The organism is Streptomyces violaceusniger Tu 4113, assembly GCF_000147815.2.
GTDB lineage: Bacteria > Actinomycetota > Actinomycetes > Streptomycetales > Streptomycetaceae > Streptomyces > Streptomyces violaceusniger_A.
Genome location: NC_015957.1, coordinates 7,325,652 through 7,350,049 on the forward strand (window position 1 = coordinate 7,325,652; position 24,398 = coordinate 7,350,049).

Genomic DNA, 24,398 nt, shown 5'->3' on the forward strand with positions numbered 1-24,398 from the left:
CAGCCGGGACGGACGGACATGAACGACAACGAGATCCTGGCCGTCGGACCGGTCGAGGACGAGCTCGTGGATGAGGTCGTCGAGCGGTTGATGGACCGCGCCGACGCCTCGGGTGCTGCCCTGCTGGGTGAAGGCGGGCTGCTGACCGAGGTGACCCGGGCCGTGCTGGAGCGGGCCCTGGACGCGGAGATGACCGACCACCTCGGATACGAGAAACACGATCCCGCGGGCCACGGCTCGGGCAACAGCCGCAACGGCACATCGCGCAAGACGGTGCTGACCGATGCGGGGGCGGTCACACTGGCCGTTCCGAGGGACCGTGACGGGTCGTTCGAACCGCAGTTGGTGCCCAAGCACGCCAGGCGGCTCGCGGGCTTCAACGAGCAGGTCCTGTCGCTGTACGCACGCGGCATGTCGGTGCGCGACATCCGCTCGCACCTGGCCGGCATGTACGGCGTCGAGGTCTCACCGGACTTGATCAGCAAGGTCACCGACGCTGTCACCGATGAGCTCGACGCATGGCGGAACAGACCGCTGGACGCGGTCTGGCCGATCATCTACATCGACGCGCTGTGGGTGAAGATCCGCTCCGGATCCGTGGCCTCCCGGCCGGTCTACCTGGCCGTCGGGGTGGACATGGACGGCTGCAAGGACGTGCTCGGCCTGTGGGCCGGCGACGAGGGCGAAGGCGCCACGACCTGGATGACCGCGCTGTCCGAGCTCCGTAACCGCGGGGTCGAGGACGTGTGCATCGTCGCCTGCGACGGGCTGAAGGGCCTGCCCGACGCGGTCACTGCGACCTGGCCCAAAGCCACCGTTCAGACATGCGTGATCCACTTGATCCGTGCCTCGCTGAGATTCGCCTCCAAACAGCACCACGCAAAGCTGGTCACGGAGTTGAAGGCCATTTACACCGCCCCGACCGAGCAGGCCGCCGAGCAGGCCCTCGCCGACTTCACCGCAGGCGAGCTGGGCCAGCGGTATCCCGCGATCGTGCGGACCTGGCAGGCCGCGTGGAGCGAATTCACCCCCTACCTCGCCTTCCCGCCGGAGATAAGGAAGGTCGTCTACTCGACGAACCTGATCGAGTCGATCAACGCGCGGCTGCGGAAAGCCACCCGCAACCGCGGACACTTCCCCTCCGAGCAGGCCGCGTTGAAGGTGCTCTACCTCGCCATCCGTGAGCAGGTCACCCCCAGAGCGCGCGATGTCAACCACGTCGCGGCACACTGGAAGAAGGCACTGAACCAGTTCTCACTCTTCTTCGAGGACCGGCTCAACCCCAAGTGAAAATCGAGGACTTACACAAAGTTCCGTACACGCCCTACTTCACCGGATCGGGGCCGGTGACGCCGCCTTCACGGCTCGCCCGGGATCCGGCCCTCGCGCGCAGCGTCTACGAGGCGACGGCGTCCCTCTTGGGCGTCGAGCCTCTGCTGTTCAGTGAGTAGGAGAGAGTCCCGGACCCGTTCAGTGGCACTTTGAGTACGTGGGGCCCGTGTCATGGTGGGTGCGGTCCTGTGTTCTGGGTTCCTGCGGGTTTGGTCGTTCGCGTCGGTCACGGGTGACGTGTCGTTGGATCCTGGGGCGGCGGTTGGTGAGGAGTAGTCCGGCCAGGGCGATGGCTGAGAGCGCGAGGACGGACCACATGTAGTGGTGGGCGGTGGGCATGAGCCCTCCGCCGTGGACGACGAGTATTCCGGCGATGACCGAGGGCAGTCCCATGCCGAGGTAGCTCACGATGTAGAGGACGGATAGGAGACCGGCCCGTTCGCGCGGTGCCGCGCGGGAGACGACGGTGCGTAGGCCGCCCTGGAATCCGGCGCCGAAGCCCAGTCCGGCGATGATGGTGCTGCCGAAGAATCCTGGTGCTGACTCCTTGTCGATGGCGGTCAGCGCGGCGAGTGTGGCCGCTGTGAGCAGGGCGATGCCGAGCATCACGGCCTTGTGTGGCGGGGTACGGCCGAGGATGGCGGCTGACAGTGTCCCGGCGACCGTCAGCAGGAAGAGTCCGAGTGCGGCGACCACTGTGGAGTGGGAGCCGGACAGTTGTCGGGCGAGTGCGGGACCGAGTGAGCCGTAGAAGCCGGCGAGTGCCCATGTGGCGAACAGGATCGGTGCCGCGGCCAGCACGGGGCCCCACAGGCCGGTCGGCACGGCCATTCTGGGAACCAGGGCGGCGCGTAGGCCCGGCGTGCGGTGAACGGTTTCCGGCATCCGCAGCACGGCTGTGCCTTGGACGACGAAGACACCGATGAGGACCAGGTACACCAGGTGTGTGGGTGCGGGAGCGTACTGGACCAGCCATCCGGACAGCAGAGCGCCGGTGCCGGTGCCGATGCCCGGTGCGGCGGCGTTGGTGACGGCACCGCGGTGCCGGTCGATGTCCATCATCGCCGCGCCCAGCGCGCTGACGGCGCCGCCGGTGGAAATTCCCTGGAGTACTCGTCCGAGCAGCAGTGCGTCCACGCCCTGCGCGGTGGCGAGGATGGCCGTTGCGGTGATCTGCAGGGCGAGCGCGGCCAGTAGCACTGGCCGTCGGCCGAGGTGCTCGGAGACCCGTCCGAACACGAGCAGGGACACTAGTACGGCAATCGCGTAGACGCCGAAGACGACGGTTGTGGTGATCGGTGAGAAGTGCCAGGCGTCCGCGTACGTGGCGTACAAGGGCGTCGGCGCACTGGAGGCGGCCAGCAGGGAAATGACGATGGAGCCCAGCAGCACCAGACCACCGAGACCGGGACGCGGGGTGGGAACAGCGCTCCCGCCGGGTCGCGATGACCCTTCCGTCACGGAACACGCGGTGTCCGTCATGTCATCTGTCGCGTCGGAGGGCGGCGCGGGCGTCGGCCGTGAAGCGGATCCGGTCATGACTCAAGCGTTGCCGCACCGCCCGGCCGCCACGAGTGGCAAGAGTGCCCACTTTCGTTAGGATGTTGCCATGCCATTCACCGAGTGGCCGTACTGGCGCTGGAGGGAATGGCTCCCATCGACCTGGCCACCCCCCTGCAGATCTTCGCGCCGCGCCCCCGAAGACCCCCTATGAGATCTCCGTGTGCGGACCGGACAGCCCCGTCCCCACCGCCAGGGGCTTCGCGATGGCCGTCACGAGCGGACTGGAAGCCGTCGACACCGCCGATACGCTGATCGTGCCGGGATTCGACCCGGGAGGACTCCTGCAGCCGTTCCCGCGGGAGGTGCTCGACGTGCTGGTCACGGCCCACGACCGAGGTCGGCCCGTGGTGTCCATCAGCACCGGCGCCTTCGTGCTGGCCGCGACCGGCCTGCTCGACGGACTGCACGCCACCACGCACTGGCAGTACACCGACGCACTGGAACGGGAACACCCCGCCATACACGTGGAGCGTGACGTGCTCTACGTCGACGAGGGAGGCATCCTGACCTCGGCCGGGGTGTGCTGCGGCATCGACCTGTGCCTGCACATCGTGCGCCGCGACTTGGGCGCCGTGGTGGCCAACCAGATCGCCCGGGTCATCGTCGCCGCTCCTCACCGCGAGGGGGCCAGGCCCAGTACGTTCCCGCGCCGGTCGCGGACAGCGGTGACACGGCACTGGCCGACACCCGGGCCTGGGCGCTGGAACGCCTGGGAGAGGCGCTCACGGTGACCCAATTGGCCCGACACGCCGGTATGTCCGAGCGTTCCTTCATGCGCCGGTTCGCCGCGGAGACGGGCACGACACCACGCAGTGGCTGGTGGGCGCACGACTCGGGCTGGCACGCGAACTGCTGGAGACCACTGACCACTCGATCGACATGGTGGCCCGGGACTCGGGCTTGGGCACCGCTTCCAACCTGCGGCTGCGCTTCCGGCGCGCGCTCAACACCACGCCGACCGCCTCCGCACGGGTGAACAAACACGTGAAGCCTCTGGTGGCACGGATCACCTTCGTCGTGAACCCGTCTACCAGAGGCTTCACTCGTCTGTCAGGCCGACTTCCGTGGACGCCGCAGGTTGGAAGGGGCTCACTGTCAGGATGGACCTGTGGGAGTTCGAGGATGAGATGCCCTCGGGCTACCGGCCATCCTGGTTGCGGGTCGGCGCCGTCCAGGTCTTCCCGAATTCGAGCACGGCTACTCGCGCGGCGTCGCCCAGGTCGGCGGCGAGTTGGGCCGGTGTGTAGTGGACCGGGATCACGGTGGACACGCCCAGCCAGCGTGCTGCGATCGCGGCTTCGGCGGGCGGCAGCTCGGTTATGCGTACCGGTCCGAGCCGGATGCCGCCGATGCCCAATACCGCCACATCCGGCTTGTAGATCTCGCCCCAAGTACGTGCCTGTTCGGACAGTGAGAAGTCGCCTCCGCACAGGGTCCGGCTCCCACCTTGTGTGGGTGACCATGAAGCTCTGGGGCTGGTCGGCCACGAACTGTCCGTCGATGCGCATGCTTGACTCGTGCTGGGCGGGCAGAGACTTGATGGTCACGTCCCGGAAGTGGAACTCGACCCCGGAAACCGTGAGCGCGAGCCGCTCGGCCGGGATGCCGGCTTGTACCGCGGCCTGGTAGGTCGCCGTTCCGCTGACCAGGATCGCCTTCCGGCCTGCGTGATCTCCAGAGCCTGGCCGCGGTGGTCGTAGCCGGCGTGAGTGACAGCGATGATGTCCGCGTCGGCCAACTCGGCGGGTTGGACCTGGCTTTCCGGGAGACCGCTGTGGAATCCTTCGCTGCCGGAAAGATAGGGATCGACCAGCAGCCGGGTGCCGTGTTCGGTGATGATCTCATACGAGGCCTAGCCGAGCCGACGGATGGTCAGCGACCGTTCCGGCGTGTCGGGCGAGCCGCCGTTGAACCGTTGCGTGATGAAGGCACTCACCCGCTGGGTCAGGTCGGCACTGGATTCGAGACCCATTACCGGAAAGCCGTGCGGCATGTCCTGGTAGATCTCGAGGTTGACATCGACTCCGGCCGAGTCTGCCTTCTCGGCGAAGCGGGTTGCGTCGTCGCGTAGCAGTTCCGCGTCGCCGCAACCGATCAGCAGCGGTGGCAGGCCCTCGGTGGTGCCGGCCAGCGGCGATTGCGGCGCTCCCGCGGGATGGGCGCCGGCGAGGTACGTGTCCCGGATCTGGTGCAGCTCCTCCATGCTGACGATGTCGGTACCCGCGTTGCTGGTCAGCGATGTGCCGCTGAGGGTGAAGTCGGTGATCGGGCACAGCGCGACCGCGCACGCCGGTATGGGGTCACCGGACTCGCGCAGGCGCTGCAGGGCGGACAGAGCGAGTGTGGCGCCCGCCGAGTGGCCGACCAGCGCGATCTGGTCCGCCGGAAAGCCTTGTGCCAGCAGCGCGCGGTAGACGGACAGGACGTCGTCCAGCGCAGCCGGGTACGGGTGCTGTGGGGCGAGCCGGTAGTGTGTCAGCAGCACCGGAAGGCCGCTCGCCGCAGACAGCGGCCCGGCATAGATGTCGGCGGGTTCGTCATGTTGAAACCTTCGGCCGTGCAAGTAGAGCACTACTCCGGCGTTACCCGTGCCGGGGGCGCACACCCACTCGTTGGCCAGGTCCCCGATTTGCCATGGCTCGGTGGCGAAGCCGACCGCCGACCGGTCGAAATGGCTGAGCAGTGCGGCTCCGGTGTCTGCCTTGCCGCGTAGTGCGGTGAGCGCGTCGGCGACGGCCTCCAGGTCTCGCTCGGTTGCCGGGTGAGCAGTGGTTCGCATCGTGCCCCTCTCATCGTGGTCTTCAAGTCTGGCGTGCCTGCATCCGCCATGACCTACAAGTAGGCTGCTGCCTCCGAGAACCGATCAGGTGGCTGAAGCTGCTCGCCCAGCCACAGGGCCCGGATGCAGACCATCCTCGGGGCGTGACTCCATACTTCTTCGAATCCCATCGATCGACGTTCTCCACGGTCAAACTGCGCTCGAAGGTCACCGGCGGCGTCCGCAGCCCGGCCGCCGCACTCGCGATAGTGTTCAAGCTCGTCGGGTCGGTGCGGTTCTTTCATGATCGTCGTGTTCTCATCGGCTCGCGAAGTTCCACTGCTTCAGGGGCAGATCTGTAGGGCGAAACCGTCCCCCTTGGCGCCGCTGTCCAGGATCGCCTTCCCCTGCGAGGCAACTGCTGAAGTATCCGGTGGTCTTCCTCATCGACTTCGCCGTTCACCGAGGCGGTGGCACCCTTCGGACAACAGTGTTGGTCCGGGCGCGGGGGTATCCGCGCATGCTGCATCGCAGCGGCTCCTCGTGGTTCGTAGGAGGCGCGGTGCCGACTTCTCGTGCGAAGCCGTCGGCACTGCGCCGATGTGAATCCGCCGCTCAGGGCGGGCGCGGGTCACAGGAGTCGGTAGCTCCCGGATGCCCGGCGCACCGGAAGCCACCACATGCCCGCTTGTGAGTCCCGGGAGCACGGCCGCGGTCACAGGACCCGTGAACTGTAAGGCGCTTGCCGGGAGGGCTGCTTGGCGCGCCCTGCCCGTGCTGCCGCTTCGGCGAGCCGGCGGACCGCTTCGGCGAGCGTGGCGGGGGGGAGGACGAAGGGCAGCCGTAGCTGCCTGTCATGCGTTCCCGTGATGGTGAATCGAGGCCCTGCGACGATGCGTACACCGAGATCGAGCGCCAGCCTGGCGAGGTCGGTGCTGGAGATTCCGCCGAGGTCCACCCATACCGAGAGACCGCCCCGTGGCCTCTGGTGCCGCCAGCCGACTGCATCCAGTGCTTCGAGTAGCGCGTCCCGACGAGTGGCGACCATCCTCCGCCGCGCGGGCATCAACCGGTCGGCGTGGTTGAGTAGATGCCGAGCGGCGAGCTGGTCGACCACCGCGGGACCGAGATCCAGGCTCGTGCGGACCGCCGTGATCCGCCTGATGAGACCGACCGGCCCGCGGATCCAGCCCACCCGCAGCCCGGGCCAGAAACTCTTGCTCGTCGACCCCAGCGTCACCACTGTCCGCCCCGTCAGTGCCGCAGTCGGTGTACCGGTGACGGCCTGGTGGGGGAAGTCCACCAGGGTTTCGTCACAGACCACGAGCGTCGAGTGCGGCAAGGCGGCGAGTACCGCACCACGTTCGGCGTCCGAGGCCCAGTGTCCGGTGGGATTGTGGCCGTCGAAGGTCAGGTGCGCCACGGCGGTGCGTTCGCCGCTCAGCTGTGAGACGTCCCAGCCGTCCTCGTCGACCGGCAGCGGGACGGGGCGCAAACGATGGGCGAGTACCGCGTCGATGACCGAGGGATAGGTCGGTTGCTCCACGAGGATCCTGTCGCCGGGGGAGGCCACGGCACGCAACAGCAGGTTCCAGCCGTGCAGGGAGCCAGAGGTGACCAGCACCTGCTCACTGCCGGTGGGCAGGCCACGCCGGGTATAGCGGTCGGCGATCGTCGCGCGCAGCTCGTCGAGTCCGGACGGGTGTATCCCGGTGCCGGTCAGAAAGGGGAACAGGTGTGAGGCGGCGTGTCGTACGGCCTCGTCCACGGAGCCCTCGGCCGGCAACAGGGCTGCGCTCAGGTCGATGGCACCCCCTCGACGCGCGGGACCGTCCGAGTCCGCGGACGGACGGCGGGACGGAAGCACGATCCAGGTGCCGTCGCCCGGCCGGCTGCGCAGCAGCCCCTCCCCGCGCAGCACATCGAACGCACTGGTCACCGTGGCCCGGGACAGCCCCAGGCTCTCCGCCAGTGACCGCTCCGACGGCAGCCGCGCCTCCGGCAGGAGCCGCCCGTCGAGGACGAGAGCTCGTAGGCCCTCCGCCAAGCCGCGTGCCAGGGGCCGCTGCGCCAGGAAAGGCATGAGCCAGCCCACGAGACGATCGGACGCCACCATCAGGCCACTCCTTTTCGAATGGCCTTCGCAGTGCCAGGCCAATTAGACCAAAGTCGGCGTACGAACTTCCCGGAACCAAGGAGTGATGCGCCGATGCGCCTGCCGGCCTTCCTGCTGGAGAACTGGATCGACCGGTACCGCCCCCACTGCCGGTACAACATCGCCAGCTCCGATATCGAGGGACTCGCTCTTGATGAACTCCTGTCCCTGTGCGACAGGGAAACCCGGACGCTGTGGAACTCGCTCACGCTGGGGTACTCACACTCCCTCGGGCATCCGCTGCTGCGCGCCGAGATCGCCGGGCTCTACCGCGGCGTCGAGCCGGAAGACGTCCATGCTTTCGCCGGCACGACCGAAGCCGTTTTCGCCGCGGTCAGCGCGGCCCTGAGCCCTGGCGACCACGCCGTGGTCATCGGCCCGACCTACCAGCTGCTGACCGGTCTGCCTGCGGCCGTCGGCGCCGACGTCGACCTCGTCGAGCTCACAGGCCGGGACGGGTGGGCGCTGGATGTGGACCGGGTGCGGTCCGTGTGCCGCCCCGGCACCCGGCTGCTGGTCCTCAACGCGCCCAACAATCCGACCGGCGCCCTGCCGTCGCCTGATCAGGTCCGCGCGCTCGCCGGCCTCGCCGAGTCGTTGGGCGCGCGCTTGCTGGTGGACGAGGTCTACCGCGGGCTCGAAGCACCTGAGGCCGCTCCGCCCTCCGGGGTCGAGCTCGGCCCGCACGTCGTCACCGTCAGCGGGGTCTCGAAGGTGTACGGACTCGCCGGCCTGCGGATCGGCTGGGTCGCCAGTACCGATGTGGACTACCGGGAAAGCCTGCGCGAGTTCCGCTACTGGACCACGTTGAACAACAGCCTGCCCAGCGAGATCCTCGCCATCGTCGCCCTGCGGGCCCGCGCCACGCTCCTCGGTCGGGCGCGCGGCATCGTCACGGCCAACCGCGCGCTTCTGGAGGACTTCCTCGCGCAGCACTCCGACTGGTTCGACTGGGTGCCCACCCGGGCGGGGACCACTGCCTACCCGAGGCTCCTGCACGACGACGCCCGGTGTGCGGCCGAGACCCTCGCCACCCGCCACGGTGTCTTCGTCGTTCCGTCCTCCGTCATACCCGGTGCGGGGGAACACCTTCGCATCGGCCTCGGCCGGACCGGACTGTCCGAAGGGCTCGATGCGCTCGGCGACGCCCTGGCGTCCGCGACGCCGGGAGAGCTGTCCGCGAAGGGAACGCCGTAGACCACGATCGGCCGAGGCCCGCCCTGCCACGCCCGAAGCGCGGAGGATAAAGGCCCTGCTCCGAGCGAGGCGGTCACGGCGGACGCCGAACGCAGCCACATCACCCCGCGCCGGCCCGCGCGGATGTTGCTCCCCTGGCGAACGGGCCTCTGGTTGGGGCACGCCCCACTGCCGTGCGCCGCTCGTCCGCACGCCCAGCGGCGACCTGGCCCCGCACCACGGGCCCGTAGCCGACGGTTTCGCCCGTAGGCTTGTGGAGCAGCAGGCGGGCGGCGCCGGCGTCCCGGTACACCGCCTCCAGCGACCGATCCTGCTCGACGTCCCGCTCACGGCCGCGACCTCTTGCGCCTTCATTGGCTTCCTGATTCCGAGCAGGCGGTTCAGTCGAGTCGGATGTGGTCGCCGTCAGCGGGCTGCGCCGCATGGCAGCACGCCGGGACGCCCGGGGTGGGGTACGCGGCTGTCAGAAGATCGCCAGCGGATTGACCGGGACGCCGGTCAATCCGTGGATGCGCGGGGGCGCCACCGTGAGCAGGAAGGCGTAGCGGTGCGACTCCGCGCAGACGGCGGCCAGTTCCTCCAGCTCCGCGACGTCGATCAGGGGCATGCCCAGCAGCGGAAGGGCGACGCGGTGCAGCGGTCCGGGGACGGCGGGATCAAACGGCGGGTGGGCGTCGCCAAGGTCGCCTGCGTACAGGGACACGCCACGCCGGTGCATCCAGCGCACCGCGTCCAGACCGATGCCCGGCATCGGCCGCTCGGGGTCGATGGTGTAGGCCCACCCGCAGCGCACCACGAGGGCGTCCCCGGACTCCAGCTGTATGCCCTGGCGGGCCTCTGCCGCCTCGAAGTCCTCCGGGGTGATCGGGTGCCCCGTGGGCAGTGGGCCGTCGAAGGCCAGGTCGAGCAGGACACCCCGGGTGGCGATCCCGGCGGCGAACGCCGTCGTGGAACCGTGCCGCACGCCGGCCGGTGTCACGCTCTCTTCGAGGGGACGCCCCGGGTAGATCCGGCCGTCCCGGATCTGGTGCCCCAGGGCGTCGAGGTGGGTCGAGTGCACGTGATGGTTGGTCACCAGGATCATGTCCGCCGTCGCGGGCGCGCCACCGGTGTACTGCATGAGCTGCTGGACCGGTGAGATGTCACCGGTGGTGGGCGCGAAGGGCCCGCTGACCAGCGGTGCCGGGCGGATCGGCCGGGCCAGCGAGACCGCTCGTCCGGTACGGACCTCCGCGGCGCCCCGGGCCCGGGCTTCCTCGGTGATCAGGTTGAGCGTGCCCAGCTCGTCGTCCGCGCCCCATCGGCCCCAATTGCTCGGCAGTTCCTGCTTATCGGCCATTTCCCGTGATGTCCTTCCTCGGCCCCGTACTCATGGTGGTGAACCCACTGGGAAAGGCTGGCCGCTCTCCCTCTGGCGAATTCCTGACGGCGTCGGCAACCGACTGCAGGGCGGCGGGCTCAGGGAGCAGACACCTCGCGGGTTGGCCCGGTCCTGTCCTCAGCTTGGCGGCGGCCGCCTGACCAGGCGAGTGGGAGAATTTCCAGGCTTCGAAAGAATCTTGCCACGGCTGGTCTCATGCTGGGAGGTTCCGCTCCGAGGCTGCCTTCGCCTCCTTCGCCGGCGTCGCCCCGATCCCGGCCTCCTCCGGCCTCACGAACAAGCATCGCCTCAACCGCAGTGGTGACCGTCAGCTCAACCGGGCTTTCCACACCATCACCCTGATCAGGATGCGGCTGGACCCGGCCACGAAGGAGTACGTCGCCCGCCGCGTCAGCGAGGGAAAGACCTCCCGCGACGCCCAGCGCTGTCTCAAGCGAGCCATCTGCCGACAGCTCTTCAAGCTTCTCGAACACAGGAGCCATCCGATCGTGGAACATCGCTCTCAAGCGGCTTGACACGACATAGCGGCCTCGGGGGTAGCCGTCAGCTCACGCTTGGCACGCTATTTTCGCGCCCGAGACCCTCACTCGACCGTCTTGCTACTGCGCCGCAGAGCCCGATACGGCGCTCATGCCCTGGGAGTGCCCCGTCTGCCGGCGGACATCAAGGGGCTTTGCCTCACCTTGGCCCAGCAGGCACCTTGTGGCCGGAACACCCGAGCGTCGGCCGCCTGCGGAAACACGCCGACCAAGGTCATCAGCCCACAGCTCCCTCCTGTCGCGTGGGGAGCACGACGACGTGCTCCCACCCCGAAAGGGGGTCGAGAGCCGACAAGGGGTCCTTATGCCTCTCGATGCCGAGAGCATCCATAGCGGTGGGGTGACCTCGGTAGCCTGTGGTTGACAACGGCGCATAGGAGCGCAGTACGGCGCTGCAGGTCGACCGGATCGGGTGACGGACAAACCGGGCGGCGTTGACACGTCTGCGAGTTGGGAGCACGAGGGCTCCCAGAGGGCTCCCCATTGCTCCCAGCCGGGAAACGGTTAAGGCCGCTTCCGCTACCCGCGGAAACGGCCTTCGACCTGCGAAAACGCTGGTCGGCACGACAGGATTTGAACCTGCGACCCCTTGACCCCCAGCGGTACGGCAACTCTCCGCGACGATCCGTACCGCACCGTAGCGCTCGGTTCAGGAGCGTACCGCGCCCTTGCGCGCCTACGGAGAACACGGCAATCAGCCACTCCTCCATAGCAACAGCCACGCCATGCGACGGCTTGCGGAGCGGACAAGAGTCTCTCACGGCTACCGCGCCCGCACGGTAGGGTACGACGAGCAACCCTGCACAGGAGGTCATCGTGAGTGCGCAGCCAGACGGCCCGTATGGACCCCTGATCCCCATGCCCGACCTCACCCCTGACGCACTGCGCACGGCTGTCGCCCGGATCGCTCCCAGCAGAGTCCCTGCGCTCACTCAGCACCTGTTCGAGGCGACTACAAACGCACAGCAGACACAGAGCCTCGCACCCCTGCGGGCTTTCGTCCACTCATGGGCCGTGTTCGTCGCCATCGAGCGGCACCCGGAACGCGCCGCCCGCCTCCGTGAACTCGAGCAGATCGTCGATATGGCCGAACAGGACCCGACGACGGCCATCCATGAAATTCAGCAGATCCGTAAGGCCGCGGAGGCCGAGGCGGGGCTGTGACCGACTGGACCTGGGAGTACAACCCGAGTGAGGAGTACGTCGCCGACGGACTTGCGCCAGGTGTCGTAGCAGAGGTCGAGCGACTGGCGACCGAACTCGCCGCGCTTGGAGTCGACGCGGCAAAGGTGGGGCGGCCCTTCGACCGAGAAGGCGGACTCCGAGAATTCGACATTCTCGGCGGACGCGGCTTCATCAGCTTCCTCTCAGCACCACGCCATCACTGCATCTATATCTGCAACATCACCTGGTACGGATGACGTTGCTCCCCTTCCAGCGCCGTTGTTGAGGCCGCCGAGGATCCAGGTGGGCTCGATGCCTCGGGTGTGCAGTTCATGCAACCGTGCTTGCCGAGCATGCCATCAGCCCGGATCGGAGCGGGTGCACCGAGTCCCGACGGTCGTCGGCCACAGTCGCTCGTGCAGACACTCTGGCGTGGCCGGTGGTCCACGCGAGATGAAAATCGATCGCGCTGCTGCGACTGACATTGTGCCATTCGAACCCTACGGGCTCAACGAGCCCATCGAAGGGGGCCAACTTTGGGAGACCGACAGTGGTCCACTTTTGAGGTTTCGCCGACACCCGCCGATCTCGCTCTCGCCTCAGTCCCACGACCGGTGATCCTCAGCCCTTCCCGCTGAGCCGGCTGGCAACGACGACGTCTCGAGTTTCCCGCGTGAATCCGCCGACCTGCCCGGAGGAAGCGGGTTCACGGAGGAGCATCGGATTTTGCCCGAACTCTCCCAACCTGTCTTCAGCTCGCCTATGGATCGTGTCCGACACTTTCAGGTCGAAGCACGCGCTCAAGCTCTGTGTCGTATGCCGCCAGCCGGTGGGCAAGAAGAAACGCGTCTTCGCCACGGGGGGACAGCCGGTGCACCGTACCCGCCAATCGCCCACGGACCGCTCGGCGACCCGTTCAGCGGCTCCGCCCGGCCTCATCCGGGCACCGAAAGATATCAGCCGCGCCAAACTCCTCAAAAGGATCGAAGCGCTGCGGAAGCTCAATGCGAAAATGAAGCCGGGCGCCGCGAAAGCGCAGTCCGCCGACCGTCCCAAGCCGCCGACAGCGCTACACCTCGGCAAACGGCCAAACCCCTCACCCCAGCCGTACTATGGCGTGGACATGAAGTTCACCGACGGCCGGTGGGTACAGATGCACCCTGACTCCGAATAGTGGCTGCCCGCTATGCCGGCCCGGTCCGAGGCACGCCCGTAGTGAGCGCCGGGCCAAGCGGCCCAGCACTCACTACGCCTCGTAGGCCGCGAGGATGTGGCGGGCGTGAGCGCCACTCGACCTGTGCCGTTCAGAAACCCATCGCGGCTTGTCAGGCCGCGTATCTGTACTCGTTGATCAGGCCACCGAGGACACGAGTCCGGCGTAGCCGCCGCGTGGTGTTCAGGTCGGAGAGCGGTGCAGTCTGGTGTTCGGCGAGAGGAGGGCGTTGCGCCCGCGCCTGATGTGGTCGATGCCCGTTGTAGTGCCGCGCGTAGCTCTCAAGAACGTGTCGAGCATGGGCCTCGTTCCAGACCAGCACGTGGTCGAAGGCCTCGCGTCGTAGCGTCCCGATGACTCTCTCGCAGTGCGCGTTCATCCGCGGGGCCCGTGGGGCGGTCGTTACGGTTTCGATGTCCTCGGCCTGGAAGACTGCGTCGAAGGACTCGGTGTATTTGCCATCCCGGTCGCGGATCAAAAAAACGCAGAGACTCCAGACGCACGCCCATTTCGACAGCGAGGTTGCGGGCCTGCTGCACCGTCCACGCTGCGGTCGGATATGCGGTCGCCCCAGAGATGTGCAGGCGGCGCGTGCCGTGCTCCAGGAAGATCAGCGCGTACACCCGGCGAAGGTCCACCAGATCGATGTGCACGAAGTCGCAGGCGATGATGGACACGGCCTGCGCCGTCAGAAACTCACGCCACGTCGGTCCGCAACGGCGGGGAGCCGGACCGATACCGGCCGCCGTTAAGATCTCCCAGACCGTCGAGGCGCCGAGCCGATACCCCAGCCGCGCGAGCTCGCCCTGAATCCTGCGGCAACCCCAGCGCGGGTTCTCCCGCGCCAACCGCACCACCAACTCCTTCACCGCCGTCGCCGTCGTCGGCCGACCCGGCTTCCCCCGGTGATCGCTGTAGTCCCATCTGCGCGCGACAAGCCTTCGGTGCCAGCCAAGCAACGTTCCAGGTGTCACGGGAAACACCTGCGCCCAACGCCACCGGGGTATCAGCGAGGACAGCGCCGCGAACCAGAGCCGGTCCGCCGGCTCGTACCGGACCGGGTCCGCACATTGCCTGCGCAGCACCGCATTCTCGTGACGGAGCACCAACAGTTCAGCATCCCTGGCCGCTTGCCGAGCAACAGCACTGCCGGGACCGACAACAGCTTCCGCGTCACCCGATACACCAGCGAAACGATCATCTCGGCAGGATCCCAGCACCCCAGCAGAACCCGCCAGACACCCCCAGTGATCTGCAGCGACGCATTTCTGAACGGCACACGGTCTTCACCGCGCATCGTGAGGTCAGAGGCTCATGTCGATGACGAGCTTGCCCGACGCGTGGTGCGACTCGACGAGTGCCAGCGCTTCCCCCGCCCGCGCGAGCGGATAGGTCGCCGTGATGTTCGGATCGAGCCGACCGGTGACCATCAGCGCGGCGACGCGCTCAAGGCCGCTCCGGTCGAGGCGGCGATGGACGAACACGCCGCCGAGTTCGGGCACCGACAGGTCCCCGACGGAGACGAGCGCGTCCGGCTTCGCCGCCAGCGGGGCGACGCCGCGCAAGGAGTCACCCCCGACGGTGTCCACCACGGCGTCGAGGGGGCTTCCCCCGAAGCGTGGACACCGTTTGCTATGCGGTAGCGGCCAGCGTAATTGATAGCTGTTCGAAGGCGATCGGGCTGATGTAGCCAAGCCCCGAGTGCCTGCGCCGCGTGTTGTAGCGGGTGACCCACCGGAACACTGCGAGACGGGCCTCACGCGCCCCTGACCAGCGTTTCTTCCCTTGCAGGGTCTCTCTTTTCAGGGTTGCGTTGAAGCTCTCCGCGGCGGCGTTGTCCGCGCTGGTGCCGACCGCGCCGCGCGAGCGGATCACTCCTAGCGGTGGTTTGTTGACGTCGGGTCGGGATCGCAGTAGGAGGATGAGCAGGGGTGTGTGATGACCGCTCGTCGTTCGTGTCCGCCGGCTCCGGGACCGCTGGAGCAGTACGCCGCCGGCTTCGATGATCTGTTCGACTCGCTGGCTCAGCGTCGGGGTTTTCGTCAGTACCTCACGGGGTTGCTGGCGCCGCGGGAACGGAACAAAACGCTGACATGCCTGGCCGGGGCCGAGCCGGCAGCGGGAGCCCAGCACCCCGCAGTGCAGCGGCTGCAGTTCTTCCTCTCCGAATCCCCCTGGGAGCACGAGCGGATCAACGCCCGTCGTCTTGAGCGGTTACTGGATGATCCGCGCACCGCTCCGCATGCCGGTGGGGTGCTGGTCATCGACGACTCCGGTGACCGTAAGGACGGGACCGCGACCGCCAACGTGGGCCGGCAGTGGCTGGGCCGATACGGCAAGACCGACAACGGGGTCGTCACGGTCACTACATTGTGGGCGGACGAGCGGCTGTACTACCCGCTGCACGCCGTGCCCTACACCCCCGCCCACCACTTCCCCAAGGGCCGCAGCGATCCGGGCTTCGCCACGAAACTGCAGATCGCTGCCGCACTCGCCCGCCAGGCCGCGGAAGCCGAAGTGGACTTCCGCGCGGTAGCGGCCGACTGTGCCCACGGCGACCAGGACGGCTTCCGCGCCGAACTGGCCGCAGCCGGACTCCCGCTCGTGATGGCCCTCAAACGGCGCCGCGGCACCTGGGCCTACGGCCCCGACGCCCACACCCCGGCCGACGCCGCCCGCGAACTGGCCTGGCACAGCCCCGACCAGCCGGGCGACTGGACGGCGGTGACCCGGACCTTCCGTGACGGGCACACCGCCACCTGGTGGGCCGCCGAGGCGTCCCTGGGCTGGTGGGGACCGGACGGGACCACCCGGCTGGTAGTGGCCACCACCGACCCGGACACCCTGCCGGAGCAGTCCACCTGGTATCTGGCCACCAACCTGCCCCGCCCCGGCTCACCACGCGAGACCGGCAGCCCCCACCCGTCCGCCGACCTCGCCGAAATCGTGCGGATCTACGGCATCCGCAACTGGATCGAGCAGAGCTACAAGCAGGTCAAGGACGAACTGGGCTGGGCCGACTTCCAGGTCCGCACCGACCCTGCCACCAGCCGCCACCAGACCCTGGTCAACTGCGCGTTCTCCTTCTGCTGGGAAGCCGGACTGCCACCGCCTCCCGCCAACCGGCCGACCCGGCCAGAGAGGGGGCACCCGATCGCACCACCCGGCACGCTGGCCCCAGGCCCTACGCACCGTCCGCAGTTGGCTGACCCCCACCATCATGCTGCAACACTGGTGGAAAGCCTGGTCCAGCACGCCCCCACCAGCAGAGTTACAGAACCTGATCAACGCAGTCAGTACCGGCCGACCACTCAGCCACTACCTCCCACTCCCGCCTTAACAAACCACCGCTAGTCGGCCGCACACCTTCGCGAACTCAGGTTCCTCGACCGGGTGGCGGGTTCGGCCCGCTGAGCGGCCGGGGGCGTACTGCGCTCCGTTGTCGCTGTGGAAGATCGCTCCGTCCAGGCTGCCACCACGGGTGCGGGCGGCGGTTTCGAGTGCGTCGGTGACCAACTCGGTGCGCATATGGTCGGCGATCGACCAGCCCGCGAGCCGCTTGGAATGCAGGTCCAACACCGTTGCCAGGTAGAGGAATTGACCATCGCCGATGGGGAGATACGTGATGTCGCCGACGTACTTGGTGTTCGGCTCGGTCGCGGTGAAGTCGCGCCGCAGCAGGTCCGGCACCGGGGCCGCTTCCGGTTCCGGGACCGTGGTGCGGACCTTCTTGCGCAGGTGCACGCCCTGGAGGCCGATGCGGCGCATCACCCGCTCGACGCGCTTGTGGTTGACGTCGAGCCCGGCGGCCTTCAGTTCGGCCGTGACGCGCAAGACCCCGTAGGTGCCGTCGGACTCCTTGTGGATCTCCCGGATCCGCCGGGCGAGGCGGGCATCGTCCCGGGCTCGCGCCAGGCGGGCCGGGGCGGCCTTCAGCCACCGATAGAACCCGGACCGGGAGACCTCCAGGACCTGGCACAGCCGTTTGACGCCGAAGGCGCCGCGATGATCCTCAACGAACTGGAAACGACTCACCAGTTGGTCTCGCCGGCGAAATACTTCGCGGCCCTCCGGAGGATCTCCCGCTCCGTCTCCAGCTCACTGATCCGGGCCCTGAGCTGCTTGTTCTCTTCTTTCAACACATCGTCGGAGGCTACCTCGGCAGTCTGTGCCGCCCGCGGCGAGCCGCTGGTGCCCGCCGCCTGGCCCTTGCGGGCCCGCTCGGCCCGCACCCAGTTCCGCAGCGTCTCCCGGCTGATCCCCAGATCTTTGCCGACGCCCTCGAACGTGTTCTTCGGGTCCGACAGGTACAGCGCGACAGCATCCGCCTTGAACTCCGCCGAATACACCTTCATCACCATGCGTGGCATCTCTTCCACTGGACCCTCAAGGTGTCCACGCTCAGGGGGAAAGGCCCCCTGACGATCGCCCCCTACCTGGAAGCACTCGACCGCCTCATGGCCACCGGAGCGGTCCCGGCATAGCCCCACCCCGGGCCGGAGTTAGCCCCTCCGATCCCTTACCGGGCGTGAATCCGCGGGCGGCTCGGGTCTCGGCGGGTCCGACCTGGCGCTCGTAAGCCGCCAGCAGCGGGACCCCGCTCAGTTCGCCGCGCCGGCGGTCGCGGTCCCGGCCCGGACCCCGGTTCCGGCCTGTGCGTTCGTCATCAGCTGGTCCGCGTGGACGCCCATCCAGTGGATGAGGGCGGACAGCGGACCGGTCAGATCCGTGCCCAGCTCGGTCAGCTCGTAGGTGACCTGGGGCGGGACGGTGGGCGCCACGGTCCGGTCCACGAGGCCGAAGCCCACCAGCGCCTTGAGGTTCTGCGACAGCATCTTGTGGCTGATGCCGCCGATCCGGGACTGGAGCGCCGAGAACCGGTGCGGCCCGTCGGTGAGCGCGGCCAGGATCAGCGTCGACCAGCGCGTGGTGATCTGGTCGAGGGCCGCCCGGGTCGGGCAGTTCTGGTCGAAGGTGTCCGCGGCGAGAAGGGTCCGGGCCGTGGCGAGCCGTTGAGTTTCGTTCACGCACCCAGGTTACGAAAAAGTACGTACTTCCGGAAGGGTACCTGCTTTCTTAGGGTTACCGACGTCCCTGCAGATACTCGGAAAGGTCATCCACGATGTCCGCCCGCACCACTGCGCACGCCACCTGGCGGCGCGCGCTCCTCACCCTCACAGCGACGTCAACCGTCCTGGCCGCCATCACGCTTCCCGCCACCGCCGCATCGGCCCATGACGGCGGGAACGCCGGGGTCGGCGACCGCGCGATCACGCTCGACGGCAGCCGCGCCTTCCCCGAAAGCGTCGCGGCCGACGGCCACTACGTCTACGCCACCAGCATCGGCGACGGCACCGTCTACCGCGGACACCCCGGGGCCAAGAAGCTCGAACCCTTCCTGCCGGGCGGTCAGGACGGCCGCACCCAGGCCACCGGGGTCAAGACCACCGGCGACCGCCTGCTGGTCGCCGGCGCCTTCACCGGACGCTTCTTCGTCTACACCGACGCCGGGAAGCTCGTCTCCGCCTACAGGGTGCCCGACACGGGCGAGCAGACCCTCCTCAACGACGCGGCCGTCGCCGCCAACGGTGACGTCTACATCACCGACTCCTTCCGCGCCGTGGTCTACCGGATCCCGGCCGCCCAGGTGCACGCCCCCGCCACCGGCGCCCGGCGGACCCTCCAGGTGGCCTACCACCTGCCGGACTACGTGGCCGGCCAGTCCAACGGCAACGGCATCGTCGCCTCCCCGGACGGCACGTCTCTGATCATCGGCTACTGGTACAGCGGCGCGCTCTACCGGCTCACCCTCGCCACCGGCGAGATCCGCAGGATCGACGCACCGGCCCTGCCCAGCGCCGACGGCATCACACGGCTGGGGAACACGCTGTACGTCGCCCGTTCGGTGAACAACGAGGTCACCGTCCTGCGGCTGTCCGGCGACGAGACCCGGGCCACCGCCGTCTCCGAACGCACCTACCCGGGGGCCGACACCACCACCGGCGTCGCCGTCAGCCGCGGCCGGCTGCTGGTGACCAACTCCCAGATGGACACCTACCTCTACGGCGACCCGCTCACCAGCCCGGTGTTCACCCTCGAAAGCCTGCCCCTGCGCTGACCCCCGCCCCCGGACGACGGCGTCCGGGGGACCGCGGCCGCGGCGGCCACCCGCTCGCCGCCCAGCGCGCGTACGACGAAGGGGCCCGGCACCGAGCCGGGCCCTCCTCGCTTCCTCCGTACCCCTCCGGGGCGAAGCACCCCTCCGGGACTCAGCTCGCTTGCTTCAGCGCGGCCGCGATCGCATCCGACAGGCTCGTGGCGGGGCGGCCGATCAGGCGCCGCAGGTCGTCGCTGTCGCTGTACAGCTCTCCCTGGGAAAGCCCGCGGTCCGCGTCGGCGATGGCCTCCGCGATCTCGCCGGGCACGCCCGCCCCGCGGTAGATGTCGGCCAACTGGGCGACGGACACATCCTGGTAGGAGACCTGCTCGCCGGTGGCCGACGACACCGCCGCGGCCAGTTCCGAGAGCGTGAAGGCCGCGTCCCCGCCCAGCTCGTACACGGCGCCCGCGTGGCCCTCCGTGGTCAGCACCGCCGCGGCGGCGTCCGCGTAGTCGGCGCGGGCGGCGGCGCTCGCCCGCCCTTCGCCGCCCGCCCCGACGATCGCGTGGTGCTCCAGGTAGACCGGCAGCTGGTCGGTGAAGTTCTCCAGGTACCAGCCGTTGCGGAGGATCGCGGCCGGCGCGTTGCTGTCACGCAGGTCTTCCTCGGTCTGCCGATGGCCCGTGCCGAGAACGGTCGTCGCGGAGTCGGCGCGCAACTGGCTCGTGTAGGCGATGAGCGACACCCCGGCGTCGAGCGCGGCGTCGATGGCCCGCCGGTGATTGGCGCGCCGCTCGCTGGGCACCGTCGTGGACACCAGCAGCAGCTTCTCCGCCCCGGCGAACGCGTCCCGAAGGCTCGCCGGGTCGGCGAGGTCGGCATGGCGGACGACGACGCCCCGGTCGGCGAGATCCTTGACCCGGTCGACGGTGCGAGCGGTGGCGACGATGTCGGCGGCGGCCACGCCCCGGCGCAGCAGCGCTTCCACGGCGAGCCTTCCGAACTGGCCGGAGGCGCCGGTGACGATGATGGACATGGAGGGATCCCCTTTCGTGTTTCTCTGTGCTCCAGCCAACGCCGACCGCGGCGGTTTAGGAAGGACGCACTTTTCGGTAACCACGGAACCAGGCCGTTAGACAGATGCTCAACGGCGTGACCATGGCCGGGAGTGTGACCCAGGCCATGCGCCCAGGGAAACGCCGGAGATCAAGCACGAGGAGGCGGAGACGACCGTCGTGCGCAACAACGGCGTCTCGAACGTCGCGGACGAGTGCGGCGATGCCGCCCTGTCGACTATGTCGGCGCACGACGCGGCAGTCTGCCAAAGCGGCTATGCGGCCCAGGAGTGGGCCAAGGCCCAATGGCCCCCCGCACCCTGGGGTCCTTCCCTCGGCAGGTGCAGCGGGGAGGTGAGGGCGGGCTCAGCCCGCCCTCACACCGACTTCTGAACCCCTTGGACTCCGAAGCCGTGTACTTCAGGTTTGGTTTCCGAGCCGGAGCCTCAGCGGTTGGCCAGGGTGCGGTCGAGGAGGGGCAGCAGGCGGTCCCAGTGGCGCTGCAGCGCGGCGGGGTTGAAGGCGTCGGTGTCGGACATGGTGAAGCCGTGGATGGTGCCGGGGTAGATCTCGGAGGTGTAGCCGACCCCCGCGGCGTCCAGGGCCCGGTTGAGCTCACCGAGGGCCTCGGGCGTCAGGTCGCCTTCGGCGTGGCCGAGGTGGACCTGGGCGGTGATCTCGGTAGGAACATCGGTGCAACGGTTGGCGCTGAGAACGATCACGGTCCATGAGTTCGCTCGTATTCCTACGGCCAGGTGGTGGGTAGCGCTCCATAATCGGAGATCAGCGCGGATCGGACATCCCTGTCAGGCGTTCGGATGGGGCTGAGCCTGGAGCCGTTCGCGCAGCTCGATCTCCTCGGCGGTGAGCGGCTCTCCGGGCCGGCGGATGCGGACGGGCTTGGGCCGCAGGGGCAGACCGTCGTCTACCGCGGTGGCCTCGGCTTCGGCGAGTGCTCGGTAGAGCGAGGCGACGAGGGCGACTTGCCCGCGTTCTTGCTGACCTTGATGGTGAGCTTATTCGCGATGTCGGGGACTGGGACGCCCTTGTCCTTGAGTGCGACGGCGAAGGTGAGCATGTCGTCGTCGATGACCTTGGGGCGCCCGCCGTGGTTGCCCTTGGCGGCGGCGGTCTGCTGGCCCTCCAGGGTCTTCTCCCGGATGTAGTTGCGGTCGAGCTGGGCGCCGACGGCGAGGACGGCGAAGAACATGGCGCCCATGCCGCACTGGGAGGACATCTTGCGCAAGGAAAGCTCCGAGTGAGTGAGCGGCGTGGTGTGACAACCGAGCGTGGTCAGACGGGCTGGCCCATGGGCCGGATGGTCAGGGTGTTGAGGTCGACGCCTGCCGGTTGGTCGAGGGCGAAGCAGATGGCCTCGGCGATGGGCTGGGGAGGCAGGGCGAAGGGGGGAACGCTGGCGCCTTGCCAGAAGGGTGTGTCGATCATGCCGGGGTTGACAAGAGTGACACCGATGCCGCGGGTCGTGGCGTGCAGGCGCAGGTTCTCGGCGAGTCCGGTGGTAGCCCACTTGGTGGCCGAGTAGAGATTGGCGGGAGAGTTCTTCAGCCCGGCGACGCTGCCGATGAGCACCAGCCGTCCCCCAGTGGCCTCGAGGTGGGGCAGGGTGGCGTGGGCCAGCAGGGCGGGGCCGAGGACGTTGGTGAGGATCATGGGCGACCACAGTGTCGGGTCGCCGGCCCCGATGGAGTCACCGGACATGAATCCGGCGTTGGCCACCGCCGCGTCAAGGGCACCGAAATGCTCCACGGTGCGGGTCACGACCGACTCGGTGGCCTGCCAGTCCGCCGCGTCCGCGACCAGGCCCAGCAGCCGGTCGGGGTGGCCGGCCTCGTCGAGGAAAGTCTTCAGTTTGCTCTCGTTGCGGCCGGTGACCGCCACACGGTGGCCGCGGTCGAGGAGCAACCGCGCGGTGTGGGCGCCGATACCGCTGGTCGCGCCGGTGATCAGTACGGTCTTGCTGGCCATGGTCATGCTCCTGAGGTGTGGATGGGGGACGGCGGACGGCGGCCCGCGATGAAGGAGTGCCGTTCAAGTCCGCCGACCCCATGAAACCGGCGCCGTCAGAGGCGGGGAAGGTCGCGTTTATGGGGGGTATAAGCACAACCTCTCTATCGGCCGGACCATGGGTACCCTGGGCGAATGGAACCTCCGTCCGAAAACCACACCGGTGATCCCACCGACAACCGTTCGGACATCCGCGACTTCCTCATCAGCCGACGCGCCAAGCTCGCCCCGGAGCGGGTCGGACTGCCCACCAGCCGACGCCGCCGGGTTCCGGGACTACGGCGCGAGGAGGTCGCGGCCCTCGCCGGCGTGAGCACCGAGTGGTATACACGGCTGGAGAAGGGCCACATCAGCGGCGTCTCCGAGGACGTGCTGGAAGCGGTCGCGCAGGCATTGCTCCTCAATGAGGACGAGCGCACCTACCTGCTCGATCTGGCCAGAGCGGCTCGCCCGGCCCGCCGCAGGTCGCACCGCCGCAAGGACGTCAAGATCCCGCCCCCCGTCCAGTGGATGGTGGACTCCATGACCATGGCTCCCGCCTTCGTACGCAGCGGCCGTTTGGACATCATCGCGAGCAACGCGCTGTGCAGGGCCCTGTACTCACCGATGTTCGACAGCGACACCACCGGCGACCGGGGCTGCGCCAATTTCCCCCGTTACTTCTTCCTCGACCCCGGCTCCTCCGACTTCTTCGTCGACTGGGAGGAAGGCGCGAGGGCCACGGTCGCAGTGCTCCGCGCCGAAGCCGGACGTGAACCTCACGACCGGGCCCTGCGCGAGCTCGTCGGTGAACTGTCCACGCTCAGCCCCGACTTCCGCACCATGTGGGCCAGTCACGACGTCCGAATCCGTCACGAAGGCGTCAAGCGGCTGAACCATCCCGAAGTCGGCCGTCTGGAGATGACCTTCCGCTCCCTGAACCTGCCCCTGCCTCAACGGGCCGTCCACGACCTGATCATCTACACGGCCGAGCCCGGCGCCCCCTCGGAGGACCGCCTCAAACTCCTCGCCAGTTGGACAGCACCGCAGACCTCACCCACGGAAGCAATCCACCCGCCCCACTGACCTCACGCGTTCATGAGGCAGCTATCCAGGGGTTGACCAGAAACACGAAAAGTGCCCTTGATAAACCGTTCCGGGTTCGGTAAGGACTCGTGCTGCGTAGCGGTATGGGAGCTCGGCTTCGACTTGACGGCCTCGAAGTCCTAGCCCAGACACCAGCCGCAAAGTAGCGGGGTGATCACGTGCTCGACGTCATGGCGGCCCTGCTCGTCGTGTTCGCGGAGCATCCGCATGACGGTGGCGGGTGAGGGGTGCTAACCCTTCTGAGGCGTCCCCCGGAGTGTGGACACGGGGGTTCATGCTGCGAGGGTGATTCTATGCTCTGCCCGATGCTGCTGTTCGAACTCGATGGGTGAGAGGTAGCCGAGGCTGTTGTGGCGCCTGCGGGCGTTGTAGTACGTCAGCCACTGAGCTTTTTCCAACCTCAGGTTGAGGCGTGACGAAGGGCGGGGATGGTCTTCACGATGGCGGTGACTCGGTTGGTGCTACAGCGGAGTTTCCGCGGGAGGCGCCAGCCCTTCAGGGCGTCCATGGCTTGCTCGCCGAGGCAACGGATTCCGGCGTGCGTGCTGTTGTGCCGACGTTGCCGCAGCCCCAGACGCCGGCCGCGGACGGGCGCCCGGGTGGTGCCGCCGGCGCCTTGAGATGCCTTGTCCGCCCAGCACTTCACCTCCGCGTCGCGGGGGCGTAGTCACCGGCAGCACCCATGTTGTGGCGAGCGCCCGGAATGGTGGGTGAGGCCGCCAGCAGCCGACCTGCCGCGTCGGCGATGACCTGCCACGCCGAGCCGGGCTCGTCGGACATGGCGGCGCCGACACGGCTGAGAGCTACCGCGGAGCTGCGCACCGACCGGT

At 68.3% G+C, this 24,398-nt stretch carries 21 protein-coding genes and 6 pseudogenes; 11 read left to right on the plus strand and 16 right to left on the minus strand.

Going from position 1 to position 24,398, the window contains the following annotated elements; genetic code table 11:
• Positions 1 to 18 precede the first annotated feature (18 nt).
• The gene (locus tag STRVI_RS29980; protein WP_014059348.1) at positions 19 to 1,290 is read left to right on the plus strand and encodes an IS256 family transposase; all 1,272 of its coding nucleotides are present in this window, start codon (positions 19 to 21) and stop codon (positions 1,288 to 1,290) included.
• Positions 1,291 to 1,470: 180 nt separating this feature from the next.
• On the opposite strand, the gene STRVI_RS29985 is transcribed toward STRVI_RS29980, so the two are convergent.
• The gene (locus tag STRVI_RS29985) at positions 1,471 to 2,724 is read right to left on the minus strand and encodes an MFS transporter (RefSeq protein ID WP_014059350.1); all 1,254 of its coding nucleotides are present in this window, start codon (positions 2,722 to 2,724) and stop codon (positions 1,471 to 1,473) included.
• Positions 2,725 to 2,979: 255 nt separating this feature from the next.
• On the opposite strand from STRVI_RS29985, the pseudogene STRVI_RS54970 reads away from it, so the two are divergent.
• Positions 2,980 to 3,867: pseudogene (locus tag STRVI_RS54970) on the plus strand (GlxA family transcriptional regulator); the annotation flags it as partial.
• Positions 3,868 to 4,033: 166 nt separating this feature from the next.
• Here STRVI_RS54970 and STRVI_RS54975 read toward each other — a convergent pair.
• Positions 4,034 to 4,261 carry a hypothetical protein gene (locus STRVI_RS54975; protein WP_251983020.1) on the minus strand — a complete coding sequence of 76 codons (228 nt, stop codon included), beginning with the start codon at positions 4,259 to 4,261 and terminating at the stop codon, positions 4,034 to 4,036.
• Between the two features lie 486 nt (positions 4,262 to 4,747).
• Complete coding sequence (locus tag STRVI_RS29995; RefSeq protein ID WP_014059351.1) at positions 4,748 to 5,674, minus strand: alpha/beta hydrolase; 927 nt, start codon at positions 5,672 to 5,674, stop codon at positions 4,748 to 4,750.
• 143 nt (positions 5,675 to 5,817) lie between these two features.
• Here STRVI_RS29995 and STRVI_RS53000 point away from each other — a divergent pair, with 143 nt between their 5' ends.
• The gene (locus tag STRVI_RS53000; protein WP_167543236.1) at positions 5,818 to 6,015 is read left to right on the plus strand and encodes a hypothetical protein; all 198 of its coding nucleotides are present in this window, start codon (positions 5,818 to 5,820) and stop codon (positions 6,013 to 6,015) included.
• Positions 6,016 to 6,368: 353 nt separating this feature from the next.
• Here STRVI_RS53000 and STRVI_RS30000 read toward each other — a convergent pair whose 3' ends face one another.
• On the minus strand, positions 6,369 to 7,769 hold the full coding sequence (locus tag STRVI_RS30000) for a PLP-dependent aminotransferase family protein (protein WP_014059352.1): 1,401 nt from the start codon (positions 7,767 to 7,769) through the stop codon (positions 6,369 to 6,371).
• A 93-nt stretch (positions 7,770 to 7,862) separates the two neighbouring features.
• On the opposite strand from STRVI_RS30000, the gene STRVI_RS30005 reads away from it, so the two are divergent.
• Complete coding sequence (locus STRVI_RS30005; protein ID WP_014059353.1) at positions 7,863 to 9,005, plus strand: aminotransferase class I/II-fold pyridoxal phosphate-dependent enzyme; 1,143 nt, start codon at positions 7,863 to 7,865, stop codon at positions 9,003 to 9,005.
• Positions 9,006 to 9,468: 463 nt separating this feature from the next.
• On the opposite strand, the gene STRVI_RS30010 is transcribed toward STRVI_RS30005, so the two are convergent.
• A complete protein-coding gene (locus STRVI_RS30010) occupies positions 9,469 to 10,344 on the minus strand; it encodes a cyclase family protein (protein ID WP_014059354.1) in 876 nt (291 codons plus the stop codon).
• 230 nt (positions 10,345 to 10,574) lie between these two features.
• Here STRVI_RS30010 and STRVI_RS48905 point away from each other — a divergent pair.
• The 4 genes and pseudogenes from STRVI_RS48905 to STRVI_RS52190 form a co-directional block, all read left to right on the plus strand.
• Positions 10,575 to 10,901 (plus strand): annotated as a pseudogene (locus STRVI_RS48905) (transposase); the annotation flags it as partial.
• Between the two features lie 840 nt (positions 10,902 to 11,741).
• Positions 11,742 to 12,089, plus strand: a complete 348-nt coding sequence (locus STRVI_RS30015) for a hypothetical protein (protein ID WP_014059355.1) — start codon at positions 11,742 to 11,744, stop codon at positions 12,087 to 12,089.
• The gene (locus STRVI_RS30020) at positions 12,086 to 12,346 is read left to right on the plus strand and encodes a hypothetical protein (protein ID WP_014059356.1); all 261 of its coding nucleotides are present in this window, start codon (positions 12,086 to 12,088) and stop codon (positions 12,344 to 12,346) included. The genes STRVI_RS30015 and STRVI_RS30020 overlap by 4 nt, the downstream gene beginning before the upstream one ends.
• Positions 12,347 to 12,858: 512 nt before the next feature.
• Positions 12,859 to 13,263 carry a hypothetical protein gene (locus tag STRVI_RS52190; RefSeq protein WP_014059357.1) on the plus strand — a complete coding sequence of 135 codons (405 nt, stop codon included), beginning with the start codon at positions 12,859 to 12,861 and terminating at the stop codon, positions 13,261 to 13,263.
• A gap of 151 nt (positions 13,264 to 13,414) precedes the next feature.
• Here the strand turns inward: STRVI_RS52190 and STRVI_RS48910 are convergent.
• From STRVI_RS48910 to STRVI_RS48920, 3 genes and pseudogenes are all read right to left on the minus strand, one after another.
• A pseudogene (locus STRVI_RS48910) lies at positions 13,415 to 14,503 on the minus strand (integrase core domain-containing protein).
• A 103-nt stretch (positions 14,504 to 14,606) separates the two neighbouring features.
• Positions 14,607 to 14,996 carry a zinc-binding dehydrogenase gene (locus tag STRVI_RS48915; RefSeq protein ID WP_106685749.1) on the minus strand — a complete coding sequence of 130 codons (390 nt, stop codon included), beginning with the start codon at positions 14,994 to 14,996 and terminating at the stop codon, positions 14,607 to 14,609.
• Positions 14,935 to 15,183, minus strand: a pseudogene (locus STRVI_RS48920) (integrase core domain-containing protein); the annotation flags it as partial. The pseudogene STRVI_RS48920 and the gene STRVI_RS48915, both read right to left, overlap by 62 nt.
• A 57-nt stretch (positions 15,184 to 15,240) precedes the next feature.
• Between STRVI_RS48920 and STRVI_RS30030 the strand changes: the two are divergent.
• Positions 15,241 to 16,656, plus strand: a complete 1,416-nt coding sequence (locus STRVI_RS30030) for an IS701 family transposase (protein ID WP_014059358.1) — start codon at positions 15,241 to 15,243, stop codon at positions 16,654 to 16,656.
• Here the strand turns inward: STRVI_RS30030 and STRVI_RS30035 are convergent.
• Positions 16,648 to 17,663, minus strand: a pseudogene (locus tag STRVI_RS30035) (IS3 family transposase); the annotation flags it as partial. The gene STRVI_RS30030 and the pseudogene STRVI_RS30035 overlap by 9 nt on opposite strands.
• Before the next feature lie 240 nt (positions 17,664 to 17,903).
• Positions 17,904 to 18,329: a winged helix-turn-helix transcriptional regulator gene (locus tag STRVI_RS30045; protein WP_014059360.1), complete on the minus strand. Its 426-nt coding sequence runs from the start codon at positions 18,327 to 18,329 to the stop codon at positions 17,904 to 17,906.
• A 95-nt stretch (positions 18,330 to 18,424) separates the two neighbouring features.
• Here STRVI_RS30045 and STRVI_RS30050 point away from each other — a divergent pair, with 95 nt between their 5' ends.
• The gene (locus STRVI_RS30050) at positions 18,425 to 19,420 is read left to right on the plus strand and encodes an SMP-30/gluconolactonase/LRE family protein (RefSeq protein ID WP_014059361.1); all 996 of its coding nucleotides are present in this window, start codon (positions 18,425 to 18,427) and stop codon (positions 19,418 to 19,420) included.
• A gap of 151 nt (positions 19,421 to 19,571) precedes the next feature.
• Here STRVI_RS30050 and STRVI_RS30055 read toward each other — a convergent pair whose 3' ends face one another.
• The 4 genes and pseudogenes from STRVI_RS30055 to STRVI_RS30070 form a co-directional block, all read right to left on the minus strand.
• On the minus strand, positions 19,572 to 20,438 hold the full coding sequence (locus STRVI_RS30055; RefSeq protein WP_014059363.1) for an SDR family oxidoreductase: 867 nt from the start codon (positions 20,436 to 20,438) through the stop codon (positions 19,572 to 19,574).
• Positions 20,439 to 20,903: 465 nt separating this feature from the next.
• Positions 20,904 to 21,134, minus strand: a pseudogene (locus STRVI_RS30060) (dienelactone hydrolase family protein); the annotation flags it as partial.
• A gap of 248 nt (positions 21,135 to 21,382) precedes the next feature.
• A complete protein-coding gene (locus STRVI_RS30065; protein ID WP_050993789.1) occupies positions 21,383 to 21,703 on the minus strand; it encodes a recombinase family protein in 321 nt (106 codons plus the stop codon).
• 47 nt (positions 21,704 to 21,750) lie between these two features.
• Positions 21,751 to 22,443 carry an SDR family oxidoreductase gene (locus tag STRVI_RS30070; RefSeq protein WP_014059365.1) on the minus strand — a complete coding sequence of 231 codons (693 nt, stop codon included), beginning with the start codon at positions 22,441 to 22,443 and terminating at the stop codon, positions 21,751 to 21,753.
• 174 nt (positions 22,444 to 22,617) lie between these two features.
• Here STRVI_RS30070 and STRVI_RS30075 point away from each other — a divergent pair, with 174 nt between their 5' ends.
• Positions 22,618 to 23,547 (plus strand): helix-turn-helix transcriptional regulator, encoded by a 930-nt coding sequence (locus STRVI_RS30075; RefSeq protein ID WP_014059366.1) that lies wholly within the window; start codon positions 22,618 to 22,620, stop codon positions 23,545 to 23,547.
• A gap of 293 nt (positions 23,548 to 23,840) precedes the next feature.
• Here STRVI_RS30075 and STRVI_RS56135 read toward each other — a convergent pair whose 3' ends face one another.
• Complete coding sequence (locus tag STRVI_RS56135) at positions 23,841 to 23,966, minus strand: IS3 family transposase (RefSeq protein WP_353477053.1); 126 nt, start codon at positions 23,964 to 23,966, stop codon at positions 23,841 to 23,843.
• 244 nt (positions 23,967 to 24,210) lie between these two features.
• The gene (locus tag STRVI_RS53005) at positions 24,211 to 24,348 is read right to left on the minus strand and encodes a hypothetical protein (protein WP_167543237.1); all 138 of its coding nucleotides are present in this window, start codon (positions 24,346 to 24,348) and stop codon (positions 24,211 to 24,213) included.
• Positions 24,349 to 24,398: the final 50 nt, after the last annotated feature.

Bases quoted from the DNA above. Each gene is read 5' to 3' on its own strand.
- STRVI_RS29980 (WP_014059348.1), top strand. From the start codon at position 19: ATGAACGACAACGAGATCCTGGCCGTCGGACCGGTCGAGGACGAGCTC.
- STRVI_RS29995 (WP_014059351.1), bottom strand. From the start codon at position 5,674: ATGCGAACCACTGCTCACCCGGCAACCGAGCGAGACCTGGAGGCCGTC.
- STRVI_RS30000 (WP_014059352.1), bottom strand. From the start codon at position 7,769: ATGGTGGCGTCCGATCGTCTCGTGGGCTGGCTCATGCCTTTCCTGGCG.
- STRVI_RS30005 (WP_014059353.1), top strand. From the start codon at position 7,863: ATGCGCCTGCCGGCCTTCCTGCTGGAGAACTGGATCGACCGGTACCGC.
- STRVI_RS30010 (WP_014059354.1), bottom strand. From the start codon at position 10,344: ATGGCCGATAAGCAGGAACTGCCGAGCAATTGGGGCCGATGGGGCGCG.
- STRVI_RS30030 (WP_014059358.1), top strand. From the start codon at position 15,241: ATGACCGCTCGTCGTTCGTGTCCGCCGGCTCCGGGACCGCTGGAGCAG.
- STRVI_RS30050 (WP_014059361.1), top strand. From the start codon at position 18,425: ATGTCCGCCCGCACCACTGCGCACGCCACCTGGCGGCGCGCGCTCCTC.
- STRVI_RS30055 (WP_014059363.1), bottom strand. From the start codon at position 20,438: ATGTCCATCATCGTCACCGGCGCCTCCGGCCAGTTCGGAAGGCTCGCC.
- STRVI_RS30070 (WP_014059365.1), bottom strand. From the start codon at position 22,443: ATGGCCAGCAAGACCGTACTGATCACCGGCGCGACCAGCGGTATCGGC.
- STRVI_RS30075 (WP_014059366.1), top strand. From the start codon at position 22,618: ATGGAACCTCCGTCCGAAAACCACACCGGTGATCCCACCGACAACCGT.
- STRVI_RS53005 (WP_167543237.1), bottom strand. From the start codon at position 24,348: ATGTCCGACGAGCCCGGCTCGGCGTGGCAGGTCATCGCCGACGCGGCA.